At 61.1% G+C, this 14,439-nt stretch carries 13 protein-coding genes; 6 read left to right on the top strand and 7 right to left on the bottom strand.

Annotation, left to right across the window (positions count from 1 at the left end; genetic code table 11):
• Window positions 1-71 precede the first annotated feature (71 nt).
• The gene (locus tag ACR0D8_RS12040) at window positions 72-1,094 is read right to left on the bottom strand and encodes an Ldh family oxidoreductase (protein WP_480646710.1); all 1,023 of its coding nucleotides are present in this window, start codon (window positions 1,092-1,094) and stop codon (window positions 72-74) included.
• 86 nt (window positions 1,095-1,180) lie between these two features.
• Window positions 1,181-2,119 carry a c-type cytochrome gene (locus ACR0D8_RS12035; protein WP_480646708.1) on the bottom strand — a complete coding sequence of 313 codons (939 nt, stop codon included), beginning with the start codon at window positions 2,117-2,119 and terminating at the stop codon, window positions 1,181-1,183.
• A gap of 48 nt (window positions 2,120-2,167) precedes the next feature.
• Between ACR0D8_RS12035 and ACR0D8_RS12030 the strand changes: the two genes are divergently transcribed.
• The 3 genes from ACR0D8_RS12030 to ACR0D8_RS12020 are packed head-to-tail and all read left to right on the top strand — an operon-like array spanning window position 2,168 to window position 4,623.
• Window positions 2,168-2,740 (top strand): RNA polymerase sigma factor, encoded by a 573-nt coding sequence (locus ACR0D8_RS12030; protein ID WP_475164632.1) that lies wholly within the window; start codon window positions 2,168-2,170, stop codon window positions 2,738-2,740.
• Window positions 2,737-3,483, top strand: a complete 747-nt coding sequence (locus tag ACR0D8_RS12025; protein ID WP_480646706.1) for a hypothetical protein — start codon at window positions 2,737-2,739, stop codon at window positions 3,481-3,483. The genes ACR0D8_RS12030 and ACR0D8_RS12025 overlap by 4 nt, the downstream gene beginning before the upstream one ends.
• Window positions 3,484-3,543: 60 nt before the next feature.
• Window positions 3,544-4,623 (top strand): helix-turn-helix domain-containing protein, encoded by a 1,080-nt coding sequence (locus ACR0D8_RS12020; protein WP_475164637.1) that lies wholly within the window; start codon window positions 3,544-3,546, stop codon window positions 4,621-4,623.
• Here ACR0D8_RS12020 and ACR0D8_RS12015 read toward each other — a convergent pair.
• On the bottom strand, window positions 4,596-5,486 hold the full coding sequence (locus ACR0D8_RS12015; RefSeq protein WP_480646704.1) for a LysR family transcriptional regulator: 891 nt from the start codon (window positions 5,484-5,486) through the stop codon (window positions 4,596-4,598). The genes ACR0D8_RS12020 and ACR0D8_RS12015 overlap by 28 nt on opposite strands.
• Before the next feature lie 108 nt (window positions 5,487-5,594).
• On the opposite strand from ACR0D8_RS12015, the gene ACR0D8_RS12010 reads away from it, so the two are divergent.
• Window positions 5,595-6,596, top strand: a complete 1,002-nt coding sequence (locus ACR0D8_RS12010) for a sterol desaturase family protein (protein ID WP_480646703.1) — start codon at window positions 5,595-5,597, stop codon at window positions 6,594-6,596.
• Window positions 6,597-6,609: 13 nt separating this feature from the next.
• Here ACR0D8_RS12010 and ACR0D8_RS12005 read toward each other — a convergent pair whose 3' ends face one another.
• Window positions 6,610-7,914 carry a UDP-glucose dehydrogenase family protein gene (locus tag ACR0D8_RS12005; RefSeq protein WP_480646701.1) on the bottom strand — a complete coding sequence of 435 codons (1,305 nt, stop codon included), beginning with the start codon at window positions 7,912-7,914 and terminating at the stop codon, window positions 6,610-6,612.
• A 159-nt stretch (window positions 7,915-8,073) separates the two neighbouring features.
• On the opposite strand from ACR0D8_RS12005, the gene gmd reads away from it, so the two are divergent.
• Both gmd and fcl read left to right on the top strand, forming a co-directional pair.
• Window positions 8,074-9,198 carry a GDP-mannose 4,6-dehydratase gene (gene gmd / locus ACR0D8_RS12000; RefSeq protein ID WP_475164646.1) on the top strand — a complete coding sequence of 375 codons (1,125 nt, stop codon included), beginning with the start codon at window positions 8,074-8,076 and terminating at the stop codon, window positions 9,196-9,198.
• Window positions 9,199-9,208: 10 nt separating this feature from the next.
• Entirely contained in the window at window positions 9,209-10,186 is a 978-nt protein-coding gene (fcl, locus tag ACR0D8_RS11995) for a GDP-L-fucose synthase (RefSeq protein ID WP_480646698.1), read from the top strand.
• Between the two features lie 33 nt (window positions 10,187-10,219).
• Here fcl and ACR0D8_RS11990 read toward each other — a convergent pair whose 3' ends face one another.
• The 3 genes from ACR0D8_RS11990 to ACR0D8_RS11980 form a co-directional block, all read right to left on the bottom strand.
• The gene (locus ACR0D8_RS11990) at window positions 10,220-11,296 is read right to left on the bottom strand and encodes a DUF2793 domain-containing protein (protein WP_480646697.1); all 1,077 of its coding nucleotides are present in this window, start codon (window positions 11,294-11,296) and stop codon (window positions 10,220-10,222) included.
• Between the two features lie 198 nt (window positions 11,297-11,494).
• A complete protein-coding gene (locus tag ACR0D8_RS11985; RefSeq protein WP_475164654.1) occupies window positions 11,495-12,388 on the bottom strand; it encodes a UTP--glucose-1-phosphate uridylyltransferase in 894 nt (297 codons plus the stop codon).
• Between the two features lie 244 nt (window positions 12,389-12,632).
• On the bottom strand, window positions 12,633-14,438 hold the full coding sequence (locus tag ACR0D8_RS11980) for an ABC transporter ATP-binding protein (RefSeq protein WP_480646695.1): 1,806 nt from the start codon (window positions 14,436-14,438) through the stop codon (window positions 12,633-12,635).
• Window position 14,439: the final 1 nt, after the last annotated feature.

Genomic DNA, 14,439 nt, shown 5'->3' with positions numbered 1-14,439 from the left:
GGCCTCCTGACTTTGGGTTGGAGGAACTTCTTAGCCAGCGCCGGGAACAAGGGGAAGGGGTCTTGGCGCTGCTAAGCCTGATCAGCCAAAGCCCGCAGATCATCGTGCAGGGTCTTCGCAATCTCGACATATCCGCGGGCGGTGTTTCGGGCGCGGGCGGCAAAGCGCCGTTGCGAGGGCAGGCGGGCCCCCTGATCTGTGATATCGGCAAACAGGCGCTCGGCCCGGGCATCGTTTTCGGCAACGCGGCCCCCGCTGAACTGTTCCGGGTCAAAGGCGAGGATGATCTCGCCGTGATAGGGCGCGCCACCTGCACCTTCCGCGAATGCCATGCTTTCCAGGCTGGTCAGGTCGTCGATCAGCGGCCCGGCCATCAGCTCAACCATGATCGACAGGGCCGAGCCCTTGTAACTGCCGAAGGTCAGCATCGCGCCGTCCATAGCGGCTTGCGGATCTGTGGTCGGGTTGCCTTGCTTGTCGATGGCGACGCCTTCGGGCAGGGGCTTTCCGGCGCGGCGATACAGTTCTATCTCGCCCCGGGCAAAGGCGCTGGTGGCGAAATCGAAGGTGAACGGGTCCTGACCCTGACGCGGCCAGCTGAAGGCCAGCGGGTTTGTACCCAGACTGCCGCGTGTGCCTCCGGCAGGCGCCACCCAGGCGTGGCTGGGCACCATCGCCATCGCCGCCAGACCGGCTGCGGACAGGCGCTCTGCCTCGGGCCAGAGCGCGGAAAAGTGGAAACAGCGGTTGATGGCCATGGCCGCGATTCCGTGTGTGCGGGTTTTCTCGATCAGCTCGGGCAATGCCTTCTCGAAGGCCAGTAATGACATTCCGCCCTGCGCATTCACCCGGACCAGGGCGTTGTCCGAAGGCGCAAGGACGGGTTCCGCGTGCCCGTCAATTTTTCCGGCCTTGATTGTGTCGACGCACATGAACAGGCGAAACAGGCCGTGCGACTGACAGTCGTCGATCTGGCAGGTGGTCAACGTGTTGGCGATCGCAGACGCATGATCCGGACCGAACCCGGATTTGGTCAGGATGGACAGGCTGAGATCCTGGATGTCATCCAATGTCAGTTTGACCGTATCGCCCATGCCCCGCTTCTCCCTTGTCTGAGGTGGGACAAGGGATAGCGTGGCAATGCAGGGATTGGAAAGCCCGGTTTCCGCCGGGACCCGGATCAGCTCTGTGTTTCGGCGCGCAGATAGGCGATGAGATTGGTGATGTCCTCGTTCTTCTTCAGGCCGGGGAACTGCATCTTGTTGCCGGGGACGGTGCCGCGCGGGTCGGACAGGAAGGCGGTCAGGGCTTCGGCCGTCCAGACGATGCCGGAGGATTGCAGCGGCTCTGAGAACCGGAACCCGTCGGCTTGCCCGGCCGTTGCTCCGATAATGCCATGCGACGAGGGGCCAACGGTATGGCGCTCCGGGTCCAGCTTGTGGCAGGCGCTGCATTTGCGGAATACTTTCTTGCCCGCTTTGACGTCGCCTGCGATATCAGCAACGGCAACCGGTGCAGCGGGTGCCGCTGCGGCCTGCGCGCCATCCAGGTTGAAGATCAACCGCGCGGTCACGGGCACGGTTCGGGTGATGCCGGGCAGGTCGGCCAGTTCCATCAGCTTATCGACACCTGCGTTCACACCTGCATCCCCGGTGCCGAGGAACGCCATATCGTTGGTTGATACCATCACCGAGGTCTCGGACAGGCGCGCCACGAACATCTCGGCATCGAATGCGATATCCGTCCCGGCCAGCGACAACACGGCCTCGGCATCGACCGTGGTGGTCTCGCCGGTGCCAAGGCCGGAAAGGTCAGCCATTTCAAAGGCGGCAGTCAGCAAGGCGGTGCCACTCCCGCGGAACACATGCTCGATCATCCGCTCATTTCGAATGTCGATATTGGTCTCGACCGAAGACAGGTCGATCCGGATCTCGGCCTTGCCGTCCGGCGTGACATGACCGCTGAGACCGGTGAAAGAATTGACCTCACCCACAGTGTTCTTCTTGATGGTGCCATAGGCCAGATGCGACCCCTCGGGCGACAGGGTCCAGCTGTCGGCAAGTATCGGGGTTGCAACAATTGACGACGCAATCGTGACCACCTTCAACAGAAGTTTCATTTCTTTCCTCCTCGGGTTATGTCAGTCCTGACCCCGCGGGCCCGGTCCGTGACAGACAAACACACACAGGTCGCGAATTATTCGATGGGTGGTGAGATAACTTCCGAACAGGCCGTGCGTGCCGCGATCCAGACGCATTCGAAACGCGTCTGGCGGTTCGGGCTTGCGCTGTCGGGGGCCTCGGACGTGGCGGATGACCTGCTGCAATCCACCTGCCTGCGTGCGCTTGAGCGTCACCATCAGGTAACCTCCTATGAACGGCTGGACAGTTGGCTGATGACGATCTGCCGGTCGATCTGGCTGAATGAGGTGCGGTCGCGCTCGGTGCGCAAGGCGCAGGCGCTGTCGGTTACTCCGGAAGCGGAATTAATTTCGTCCGGACCGGACCCGGAAACGAATATTTTCGCCGCCGAAGTGTTTACGAAAGTGATGCAGCTGCCGGAAGCGCAGCGGGAAACGGTGGTGCTTGTATTCGTCGAAGGCTACAGCTACCGCGAAGCCGCTGCGCTGCTGGAGGTGCCGATAGGAACCATCATGAGCCGGTTGTCCAATGCCCGGCAAAAACTGAAGAACCTGATGCAGCATGACGCGGCGGACGCCGTTCGACGGAGTGGCAAATGAAGTTTTCCGACGAAACGCTACTGGCGTATCTGGAAGGCAATCTGGATGAGGCCGAGGCCGGCGCGATCGAAGCCGCGGTCGAGGCCGATCCGGAACTTGAACGCCGCCTGATGGCGCTGGATCCGATTGCGCCGGTGGTCGGGGCCGTGTTCAGCCGCATACCCGCTGAAACACCCCAGCCCGATCTGCCCAAAACCGCACCTGCCAGCCCGGCGCAGCCTGCCGGAGGGCCGTTGCGGTTGCTGGCCGTTGCGGCCTCGGTCGCGGTTATCGCGGTCTCGGCGACCTATTGGGTGATGCGTCCCGAGCCGATGGGCTGGGCCGAACAAGCGGCCATTTACCAGTCGCTCTACGCGCCGCACACGATAGCCGAGCTGGACAGTTCGCCCAAAGCTCTGGACGCGCAGTTTGCGCAGGCCGAAGAACAGCTTGGCCGCTCGCTCAACCGCGCGGCGCTTGAGGCGCTGCCCGGCATGAAACTGAAGCGGGCGCAGACGCTTTCCTTCAGGGGCAAACCGCTGGTTCAGGTGGTATTTGCAGACGAACAGGGGCGACCCTTTGCCTTTTGCGTGATCCGTCAGGGAGAAGGCGCGCCGAGCCGGGATGTGAAACACGCGGTTCTCAGCGGGCTGGCTACCGCGACCTGGGCGCAGGACGGCTACGGCTTTATGCTGATCGGCAGCGATGATCAGACGGATCTGGGCGGAGAGTTGGACATGCTGTCCGCAACTTTCGCCGGCTGATGCCCGGGAAGTGCCGAAAACGCCTTGTGAACAGGTGGAAATGTCCGAAATATACCGGGTATGACGTCGAACCCTGTCTCGCCTGATCCTGATGAGGACGCCGAAGCGATCGGCCCTCCGAGCATTTATGATGCTGACCCGGCCGAAGAGGACGATCTCTGGTTTCTTCCATCCGACGAAGGCGAACCTTCCGAAGATTTCCTGCCTCCGGGGCCAAGGACCGACCAGCGCCTGCTGTTCGATCCCCGAGACTGGCGCGCGGCGCAGTCGGATCTGTCGTTCGAGCTTGCCGATCTGGCGGTGACCTTCGGCGCATTGGATGAACGCCTGCGCGCCGGTCCCAAAGGGTGGGCACATCGTCTGGCGTTGATGGACGTCTCGGACCTTGGCTGGTGGACCGGGGATCGGATCAGCGTGGATCGGCTGGCGTTGTGGACCGGCCTGCGGATCGGGGCAACCGGCGATGACGTTCAGGCGCTGTTTCGCGCCGGTTGGGCGGTGCGGCGACTGACATCGGGTCCGGGCCCGTCGGAAGGCGGTTGGGAATCCGGGCTGACCGCGTTTCTGGACCGGATGGCGCAGGGAATCGAGGAGATTCCCGATGCGGTCGCTGATCTGGCCGAGGTTATGCGCAATGCCGAAGGGTTGCATCCGGTCACCCAGGCCGCGATGGGGTTTCATGCGTGGCGGGCTTTATCTCCGGGGATCGGGCAGGACACCGAAGCGGCCATTATCGCCGCGCGCCACGCGGCGACGATGGGGCGGGGCGGGGCGATGTTCATGCCGCTGGCGCTGTCCGGTCCGGGCGCTCTGCGCGGTGTGGGAGAGCCGGCAGAGAAACTGTCTGCGTGGATCAGAGGGGTGGGGCAGGCCGCGCTGGCCGCGTTGCTGCATCTCGACCGGGTCAGCGCCTGGGAACGGCGCGCGCGCGAAGCCACGGCCGAACTCAGCGGACGAACGCCGCCCCTGCTTGTCGATGTTCTGACGGCATGGCCCATGGTTTCAGCCCCGCTTGCCCAGGAAAAGACGCAGGCATCGCGCGCGGCGGTCCAACGCAATATCGACCGGTTCACCCGGCGCGGCCTGATCCGCGAAGTGACGGGGCAGGGGCGTTACCGGGTTTGGACAGCGGCGCTGTAGTCCAGCAGCCAGTCGCGAAAGACGCGGGCGGAGGGGCGCAGCGCGGTGCGTGACGGGTAGATCAGGTGATAGGCTTCCTGCCCCGCGACCTCAATCCCGGGCAGGCAGGGGACAAGCCCCGACAGTGTCATGATCCGGTCCGAGGCAGGGGCGCGGGCCAGTGCAATTCCACCGCCACTTGCGGAAAGTTCCGCCGCCATCAGGGAATTGTCGGCAAAAAAGTATCGCGCCTGACCGGCCGGCAGTCGAAGGGACTCGAACAGATGTGGCCAACTGGCCCGGTGGGTCGAAACTTCGATCAGTGGAAACCCGAACAGGTCTTGCGGGTGCGTGATCTGCTCTGCGATTTCTTGCGGGGCGACGGGATACAGGCGTTCGCGCAACAACTCGTCGCCTTCAGTGCCGAACAGGGACGGGTTGCCGAACACGATTTGCAGATCGGTGAAGCGGTTGGCGAAGTCTGATATCAGATTTCCTGTCGAAAGGGACAGGTTGATCTGGGTATGGTCGGATTGGAAAGCCGGCAAACCACCAGCCAGAATCCCGTGCGCGTAGAGCAGAACGGATTGAACATATAGTCGCTGCGCACGCGTTTCGCCGAACAGACCGGCGGTGGCGGTTTCCAGCATCAGCAGGGATTGCTGGACCGATGGCAGGTAGGCGCGTCCGGCTTCCGTCAACGTCACCGCATGCGCATGACGATGGAACAGCGGGGTTCCCAGCCGGGTTTCCAGCGCCTTGACCTGCTGGCTGACCGCCGCGGCCGACATGTTCAGTTGCGCGGCGGCGCGCGCGAAGCTTTCGGTTCGGGCTGCGGCCTCGAACACACGCAGCCAGTTGAGCGAGGGGATACGCGACGACATAGAAGTAGGCTAAGCAAATCTTAGCCTGACCGGCAAGACAATACGTTCTGAGCTTTGACGCCGCACCCATACACTTGCCAGCAGCAAGCAAACACGATGAGCCCCGCCATGTCAGACCCGGCCCTGCCACCGCGCCCCAAACGCAAGATCTGGAATTATACTCCGCACCTGCCAATTCAGACATCGCCCTATTGGGACTGGCCGATGAAACCGCTGGCCGCGCTGAAGTACCTGCTGCAAAGCTGGAATCCGCTGGCCTTGCGCGCGTTTCTTCTGATTTTTGCGGCCATCACCTGGACGTTCCTGACGCCGTCACTGGCAAGGATCGAAACGTTCAGCTGGGATTGGGTGGCCGAGATTTGGTTCTGCAATTTCTGCATCCTGATGGTGGTCGCCGGCGGGTTGCATCTGGCGCTTTGGAAGTTCCGCACGCAGCAGGACGAGTACCGCTATGACATGCGCCCGATGATGAAAGGGGCCAAGGTCTTTACTTTCAAAAACCAGGTCTGGGACAACATGTTCTGGACGCTTGGCCCGGCGCTGACCTTCTGGACATTTTGGGAGTGTTTCATCCTGTACGCCTATGCCAATGGCTGGGTCACGATGATCACATTAGGGTCAAACCCGGTCTGGTTTGTTGTGATGGTGATCTTTGTGCCGATCTGGGCAGGGTTTCACTTCTACTGGCTGCACCGCCTGCTGCATGTCGGCCCGCTTTATACAAGGGTGCATGCCTGGCATCACCGGAACATCAACACCGGCCCGTGGTCCGGACTTGCCATGCACCCGGTCGAAAGCTTTTTCCTGATGTTCGACACGATGATCTTCTTCCTGCTGCCGTCGCACCCGGTCCATGCGATTTTCCTGCTGTTTCACCATGGCATCGGCGCGCCGACCTCACATGCCGGGTTCGAGCATGTGAAGCTTGGAAACAAGGCCAGGTTTCAGGTCGGGGATTTCTTTCATCAACTGCACCACAGGTTCTTCGATTGCAACTATGGCACGTGGGAAACCCCGTGGGACGAGTGGTTCAATACCTTCCACGACGGCACCGAAGACGGCAATGAACTGGTCAAGGAACGTCGCCGCAAAATCTGGCTGGCGGAATAATGGGGCAGGGCGGTCAGCGCCCGACCCCGACATAGGCGTCAAAGCCCGATTGCAGGGCTTTGCGTTTGGAATAGATGTTGCGCAGATCGACCATGCGGGGGCTTTGCATCGCCCCGGCCAGGTCCGTCAGGTTCAGCGCACGGAACTCGTTCCACTCGGTCAGCAGCACCACAGCGTCGGCACCTTTCGCGGCATCGTATGGATCGCTAAGCCATTCGACCCCCGGCAAAAGCGCCTCGCCCTCGGACTTGCCCTGCGGATCGACGACGCGCACCTTTGCCCCGCCGCCAATCAGTGCCGGAACGATCGTCAGCGACGGCGCATCACGCATGTCGTCCGTATTCGGTTTGAAAGTGACGCCGAGGATGGCAATTGTCTTGCCATTGAAACTGTCGCCGCAGGCTTCCCGGATCTTTTCGATCATCCGTTTCTTGACCTCGTCATTCACACGCATGACGGTTTCGGTGATCTGCATCGGATGGGCATGTTCCTGACCGATCCGGGCCAGCGCCGCAGTGTCCTTGGGAAAGCACGACCCGCCATAGCCGGGGCCGGCATGCAGAAACTTGTTGCCAATGCGGCCATCCAGACCGATCCCGCGGGCCACCTCCTTGACGTCACCGCCGACGCGTTCGCACAGGCCCGCGATTTCGTTGATGAAGGTAATCTTGGTCGCCAGAAACGCATTGGCGGCGTATTTGATCATCTCGGCGCTTTCCAGATCGGTGGTCAGGATCGGAAAGTCGCGCAGGTAGAGCGGCCGGTAGATCTCGGCCATGACATCAGCCGCGCGATCGCTTTCAACCCCGACAACCACCCGGTCCGGGCGCATGAAGTCGTCAATGGCCGCGCCCTCGCGCAGGAATTCGGGGTTCGAGGCCACGTCGAACTCGGCATCGGGGTTGGCGGCGGCGACAACCTTCTGAACCTGTCGGTTGGTCCCGACCGGGACGGTCGATTTGGTCACGATCACGGTATAGCCTGTCACCGCCTGCGCGATTTCTTCGGCCGCCGCCATTACGTAAGTGAGGTCGGCGTGGCCGTCGCCGCGCCGGGTGGGAGTGCCAACGGCGATGAACACCGCGTCGGCCCCGTCGACAGCTGAGGCTAGATCGGTGGTAAAACTCAGGCGGCCGGCGGCGACGTTTTTCGCCATCAGCACGTCCAGGCCGGGCTCATAGATCGGAACTTCGCCCGTCTGCAGCGTCTGGATTTTCTGTTCGGCTTTGTCGACACAGATCACGTCATGACCGAAATCGGAGAAACACACACCAGAGACAAGCCCAACATACCCGGTGCCGATCATCGCAATACGCATACCTGAAAACCCTTTTTCGCGATCGTTGCCTTAGAAATGCATTCATTCAGGAAAGTTCCGCCTGTTTCAATGGCCTCGCCGTGCCTTGGGTTGCAATTCGGAACTTCTTGCTGTTTTTGAGGCCACAAATAGGAACACAAGAATCCGTGGGAAAATACTATGACTAAAAAGGCATTGATTACCGGTATTACCGGGCAAGACGGATCATATCTGGCAGAATTTTTGCTGGAAAAAGGTTATGAAGTTCATGGGATTAAGCGCCGGGCATCGTCTTTTAACACCCAGCGGATCGACCATATCTATCAAGACCCGCACGTGCCCAACCCCAAGCTGCATCTGCACTATGGGGATCTGAGCGACACTTCGAATCTGACGCGAATCATTCAGGAAGTTCAGCCTGACGAGGTTTACAATCTGGGCGCGCAGTCCCATGTGGCGGTCAGTTTCGAGTCGCCGGAATACACTGCGGATGTGGATGCAATCGGTACTCTGCGTCTGCTCGAAGCGATCCGTTTCCTGGGGCTGGAAAAGAAGACCCGCTTTTATCAGGCTTCGACATCGGAACTTTATGGTCTGGTGCAGGAAATCCCGCAACGCGAGACGACCCCGTTCCACCCGCGTTCGCCTTACGCGGTGGCTAAGCTGTATTCCTACTGGATCACCGTGAATTACCGCGAAGCTTATGGCATGTATGCCTGCAACGGCATCCTCTTCAATCACGAAAGCCCGCGCCGCGGCGAAACCTTTGTGACGCGCAAGATCACGCGCGGTCTGGCAAACATCGCGCAGGGTCTGGAAGACTGCTTGTACATGGGCAATATCGACAGCCTGCGGGATTGGGGCCACGCGAAGGATTATGTGCGGATGCAGTGGCTGATGCTGCAACAGGACAATCCCGAGGATTTCGTGATCGCCACCGGCGTACAGTATTCGGTGCGCCAGTTCATCGAATGGTCTGCAGCGGAATTGGGCGTCTCGCTTGAATTTTCAGGCGAGGGCGTCGACGAGATCGCGACCGTCAAATCCGTCGAAGGCGACAACGCGCCGGCCCTGAAGCCCGGAGATGTGATCATGCGCATCGACCCGCAATATTTCCGCCCGGCCGAGGTGGAAACCCTGCTGGGCGATCCGTCCAACGCAAAGACCAAGCTGGGCTGGGAACCGGAACTGACCGTGCAGGAAATGTGCGCCGAGATGGTTGTCGAGGACCTCAGGACCGCGAAACGTCATGCCCTGTTGAAAGAGCATGGCTATGAACTGCCGGTAAGTCTGGAAAACGGCTGAGGAGAGCGACATGCGCAAGATCTACGTGGCAGGTCACCGCGGCATGGTGGGTGGTGCGATCCTGCGCCGCCTGCGGGATCGTCAGGGGGCCGGCGAGCCGCTTGAGCTGATCACCCGCACGCATTCCGAGCTGGACCTGACCGATCAGACCGCCGTGCGCGACTTCATGCAGGCCGAGCGCCCCGATGTGGTCATTCTGGCCGCTGCGAAAGTTGGCGGCATCCATGCGAACGATACCTACCCGGCAGAGTTCATTTACGAAAACCTGATGATCGAGTGCAACGTGATCCATCAGGCCTTTGCCGCCGGGGTCAAACACCTGCTGCAACTTGGCAGTTCCTGCATCTATCCGCGCGCCGTCCCGCAGCCGATGCGGGAAGACGCGTTGCTGACCGGCGTTCTGGAGCCCACTAACGAGCCTTACGCCGTGGCCAAGATTGCCGGGATCAAACTGTGCGAAAGCTACAACCGGCAGCACGGCGTCGATTACCGCTCGGTTATGCCGACCAACCTCTATGGTCCGGGCGACAATTTCCACCCGGAGAACAGCCATGTTCTGCCTGCCCTGATCCGCCGTTTCCACGAGGCGCGGCGCGACGGTTTGGACGAGGTGGTGATCTGGGGCACAGGTAAGCCGCGCCGCGAATTCCTGCATGTGGACGATATGGCCGAGGCATCGCTATTTGTGCTCGACCTGCCGCGCGACGTCTATGAGGCGAACACCCAACCGATGCTGAGCCATATCAATGTGGGTTGCGGTCAGGATGTCTCGATCGCAGAGCTTGCCGCTCTGGTGGCCGAAACAATCGGGTTCACCGGGCGCATCACGCAGGATACCAGCAAACCGGATGGCACCATGCGCAAGCTGATGGATGTTTCCCGTCTGGCGGATATGGGCTGGCGCGCACGGGTCGGTCTCGCAGATGGTATCCGCGAAACCTATGCCTGGTTTCTGGAACAGGCCGACGCGGACCTGCGCGCCAGTTAACCGCCCGAACGCAGAGCCGGACGGTAGCAAAGCTCAGAACCAGCGGCCGATTGCCGTGGCCGTTGGTTGCAAGGCCGTTGCATCCGACGCAGCCGCCAACACTTTGAAGGTCACCGCAGTTTCGGTCGGTGCATCGAAGCCGACGAACCGGGTTGCCGAGCCGCCGCTGCCACTGACGGCGACCTCGGTGCCGGAGGCAAAGGCAATCGGAAAATCCCAGGACGCCGCGTCGCTGGCGTACATCGCCCCCTCTGCGATCGTGCAGCCTATTGCCGGCAACGCGACCGTGCAGATCTGTGTTCCGTCGGCAAACCGGACATAAGAACCGTTTGCCGTACTCCCCCGTTCGATCACTGCGCCAGTTGGCGTGCCCGCGTTTTCAGTGACCGGTCCCAGCACGTTGCCTGGTCCGTATCCGTAATCCGCCCGCATCAGGCGACCGGTGGTTGTATCGCCGGCGCTTTCCTGAATCGCCGAACCACTCGCGGTTCCGGTAGCTGGATCAAAGCTCAGCGCCTCTGTCCAGCTACCGCCATCTGGCGAGACCTTGATGGAAAAGCCGGCGCCACCGGACAAACCCATTTCGGCATGTCCGGTCCAGTTGGACTGGAACAACAGCGAGGCCGTGTCGCCCACGCTGGCCTTGTTGATCTTCAGCTGGTGCCCGCCGCCATCATGGCTGAGCAAGGTTGCCGGGGACCGGACCGACAGGCGGTTTGTACTGTCATGGCCTGTGGCAATCCCCACGCCTTCCAGATTTTGTGTCGCCACCGGGGGGGCGATCCAGGTATTTCCATCCCAGATCTTCATTTGCCCGGCACCTTCGTCCCATACGCGCCAGCCCGTGTCCGGTGTGACAAAGTGCCAGGCATTGTCCAGCCACGCCGCAAGCATTCGTCCATGTCCCGCCCAGTCACCGGTTGGCGTGTCGCCAAGAGCATAAACCTCACCCTGATCCGGGACAGCGGGCGGGGTGGATGCGTTCGTCGCGGAAACGCTCATCTGAACGATCAGGTCCAGCTGGCGCAGCGCCTCGTTATGCGTGACGTGTTTCTGAGCTTGCGAGGGTTGCAGAAAGGGCAGGTTCAAACGGGGCGAGTTCTGTGACACGGGGCGTCCTCCTGTGGCTGTGGGTCCGACACTTGCATTGCGCGCCACATTGCCGTGATGCCTATGAATCCGGTCTGACCGGGCCGAACTCCCGTGAAACTATTTCCTAACGTGCTTTCCGCACGTCACAAATGGGCACTCGCCAGCGGGCTGCCCGGTTTGATGTGTCACAGGTTGGGATGTGAGGAAACCCGCTGCCTACTGGGCCGCCTGGCCTGTGGCGACGATGTCGTGCAGGTAGGTGTTCAGATCGTCGCGCAGGTCGGGCCGAGCAAGGGCAAACGCAACAGTGGCCTGCAGGAACCCGGACTTGGATCCGCAATCAAAGCGCTGACCGTCGAACTTGTAGCCGAATACCGGAACGCCGTTGCCGATATCTTCGGCGATGGCGTCGGTCAGCTGGATTTCACCGCCGCTGCCCTTCTTCAACTGATTGAGATTGTACAGCACCGAGGGACCCAGCACGTAACGGCCGATGACGGCCAGATTTGACGGCGCTTCATTGGGCTCGGGTTTTTCGACCATGCCGCGTGCGCGGACCACCGGGCCGATGTTCTCGCCCACATCCAAAACCCCGTACGAGCTGGTTTTGTCTGCGGGTACTTCCATCGCGGCAACCATGTTGCCGCCGGTGTCTTCATAGGCTTCGACCATCTGCTGAAGGCAGGGTTTATCCGCTGCAATGACATCGTCGGGCAGCATCACCGCAAAGGGTTCGTCACCGATCAGGCGGCGCGCGCACCAGACCGCGTGGCCCAGACCCAGCGCCTTGTGCTGACGGATATAGGCAATGGCACCGCTTTCCATATTGGTCGCGTTCAGCGTTTCCAGCAGCGCGTCTTTACCCTTGGCCTTCAGTTCCTGCTCAAGAACGAGGTTGTGGTCAAAATAGTCTTCCAGCGCGGATTTCCCGCGGGATGTCACGAAGATGAACTCGGTAATGCCGGCCGCGCGGGCTTCGTCGATGGCGTATTGAACCAACGGGCGGTCGACCAGGGTCATGATCTCTTTCGGGACCGATTTCGTTGCAGGCAGAAACCGGGTGCCCAGCCCCGCGACGGGGAAGATCGCCTTTGTGACCTTGCGTGCCATTTTACCTCTCATGTCTCAAACTACGCGGGGTGGTCCTCGTGTACACTGGACCATCTCATAAGCCCTGCGGACCAAACAATCAACGGCGACAGACATTCGGATGTCGAACCGCAGGGATGGTGCCACTGGGGGGCAAAGAAGTCAAAAGACCCGCTGTGCCGTGTTTTTTTATCCGGATTTTCGGAGTGCGTTTAGATGCCAATGAAGAACCCCGAAGCCGGGTGGCGGCTTCGGGGCGCGAGCCTCAGGTCCGGGCCATGATCGCCTCAAGCGGGTCATGTTCGGCCACGAAATGATCGGGCTTAACTTCGCTCAGTTGTGGCACATAGTCCGTTTCACCAACGGACAGACGGCTAGGCAGGAACCGCAGGGCTGCCTTGGGATCCAAAGGCGAAGGCAGCTCGCCCGGCAGCTTTAGCCTCTGGCGGGTGCGTTCGACATCCGGATCGGGGATCGGCACGGCCGAGATCAGCGATTTTGTGTAAGGGTGGATCGGTTCGGAACAGATCACCTCACCATCGCCCAGTTCGACGATCCGGCCCAGATACAGCACCATGATCCGGTTCGAAACCGCGCGCACAACCGACAGATCGTGGCTGATGAAAATCATCGACAGGCCAAACTCCTGTTGCAGTTCGCGCAACAATTCCACGATTTGCGCCTGAATGGACACGTCCAGCGCCGACACCGCTTCGTCGCAGATGATCAGCTTGGGTTTGTTGATCATCGCACGCGCGATGCCCACCCTCTGGTTCTGCCCGCCGGACAATTCGTGCGGATAACGGTTTATCATGTTGGCCTTCAGACCGACCCGCTCCATCATCTCGGCGACCAGTTTCTTGCGTTCCCGCTCGGTCAGGTCCGGGCGGTAGGTCTTGAGCGGTTCGGCAATCGAGGCCGAAATCGTCATCCGCGGGTCAAGGCTGGCCAGCGGATCCTGGAACACGATCTGCAGGTCCTTGCGGTACTTGTTCAGCTCGGCCCGTCTCAGGCCAACGATGGGATGGCCCAGCCAGCTGACATTGCCCGCGCTGGGTTCGATCAGCTGCAAAACGGCCCGCGCCAGTGTGGACTTGCCGCAGCCGGATTCGCCCACGACCCCCAGCGTTTCGCCCTTACGGATGTCAAAGCTGACACCGTCGACCGCCTTCAGGGGCACCTTGCGCCCGAACAATCCGCCCGAAACATGGATCGGGAAGTGCACCTTGACATCATCGACCCGCAGCAGCGGATCGTCGACCTTGTCCAGCGCTTTGGGCGCGTCGCCGGCGTCGATGCGCGGCATCGCTTCCAGCAGGGTGCGGGTGTATTCGTGCTTCGGCGTGCGGAAGATTTCGCGCGTGTCTCCGGCCTCGACGAACTGACCCAGACGCATGACCTGAATCCGGTCGCACATCCGCGCGACGACACCCATGTCATGAGTAATCAGCGCGATCGCCGTGCCTTCATCCTTTTGCAGGCGCACCATCAGGTCCAGAATGTCGGCCTGAACGGTCACGTCCAGCGCGGTGGTGGGTTCGTCCGCGATCAGCAGCTTGGGGTTACACAGCATCGACATGGCAATCATGACGCGTTGGCGCATCCCGCCGGACAGTTCGTGCGGGTACTGATCCAGACGCCGCTTGGCTTCGGGGATACGCACACGATCCAGCCACTCAAGGCAGCGCGCCCGCGCGGCGGACCCCTGCAGCCCTTCGTGAACCTGCAGAACTTCGCGCATCTGCTGCCCGATCCGCAGATGCGGGGTCAGAGCCGTCAGCGGGTCCTGAAAGATCATGCCGACATCGTCGCCGCGGATCTGGTTCAGCTTGTTGACCGGCAGGTTCAGAATTTCCTTGCCGTTCAGCATGGCCGAGCCCGCGGCCCGCCCGGCCGGCGGCAACAGTCCCATCGCGGCCATGAAGGTCTGGCTTTTGCCCGACCCGCTTTCGCCCACGATGCCCAGGCATTCACCCGGGTTGATGTCAAAGCTGATGCCTTTGACGGCATCGACGACACCATCGGGGGTATTGAACTGGACGCTCAGGTCCTTGACGGAAAACAGACTCATA

This window comes from Ruegeria sp. BG10, from assembly GCF_056538575.1.
Note: the sequence above shows the minus strand (reverse complement) of the source record. Positions and strands in the feature narration are given on the sequence as shown.

Bases quoted from the DNA above. Each gene is read 5' to 3' on its own strand.
- ACR0D8_RS12040 (WP_480646710.1), bottom strand. From the start codon at position 1,094: ATGGGCGATACGGTCAAACTGACATTGGATGACATCCAGGATCTCAGC.
- ACR0D8_RS12035 (WP_480646708.1), bottom strand. From the start codon at position 2,119: ATGAAACTTCTGTTGAAGGTGGTCACGATTGCGTCGTCAATTGTTGCA.
- ACR0D8_RS12025 (WP_480646706.1), top strand. From the start codon at position 2,737: ATGAAGTTTTCCGACGAAACGCTACTGGCGTATCTGGAAGGCAATCTG.
- ACR0D8_RS12020 (WP_475164637.1), top strand. From the start codon at position 3,544: ATGACGTCGAACCCTGTCTCGCCTGATCCTGATGAGGACGCCGAAGCG.
- ACR0D8_RS12015 (WP_480646704.1), bottom strand. From the start codon at position 5,486: ATGTCGTCGCGTATCCCCTCGCTCAACTGGCTGCGTGTGTTCGAGGCC.
- ACR0D8_RS12010 (WP_480646703.1), top strand. From the start codon at position 5,595: ATGTCAGACCCGGCCCTGCCACCGCGCCCCAAACGCAAGATCTGGAAT.
- ACR0D8_RS12005 (WP_480646701.1), bottom strand. From the start codon at position 7,914: ATGCGTATTGCGATGATCGGCACCGGGTATGTTGGGCTTGTCTCTGGT.
- gmd (WP_475164646.1), top strand. From the start codon at position 8,074: ATGACTAAAAAGGCATTGATTACCGGTATTACCGGGCAAGACGGATCA.
- fcl (WP_480646698.1), top strand. From the start codon at position 9,209: ATGCGCAAGATCTACGTGGCAGGTCACCGCGGCATGGTGGGTGGTGCG.
- ACR0D8_RS11985 (WP_475164654.1), bottom strand. From the start codon at position 12,388: ATGGCACGCAAGGTCACAAAGGCGATCTTCCCCGTCGCGGGGCTGGGC.
- ACR0D8_RS11980 (WP_480646695.1), bottom strand. From the start codon at position 14,438: ATGAGTCTGTTTTCCGTCAAGGACCTGAGCGTCCAGTTCAATACCCCC.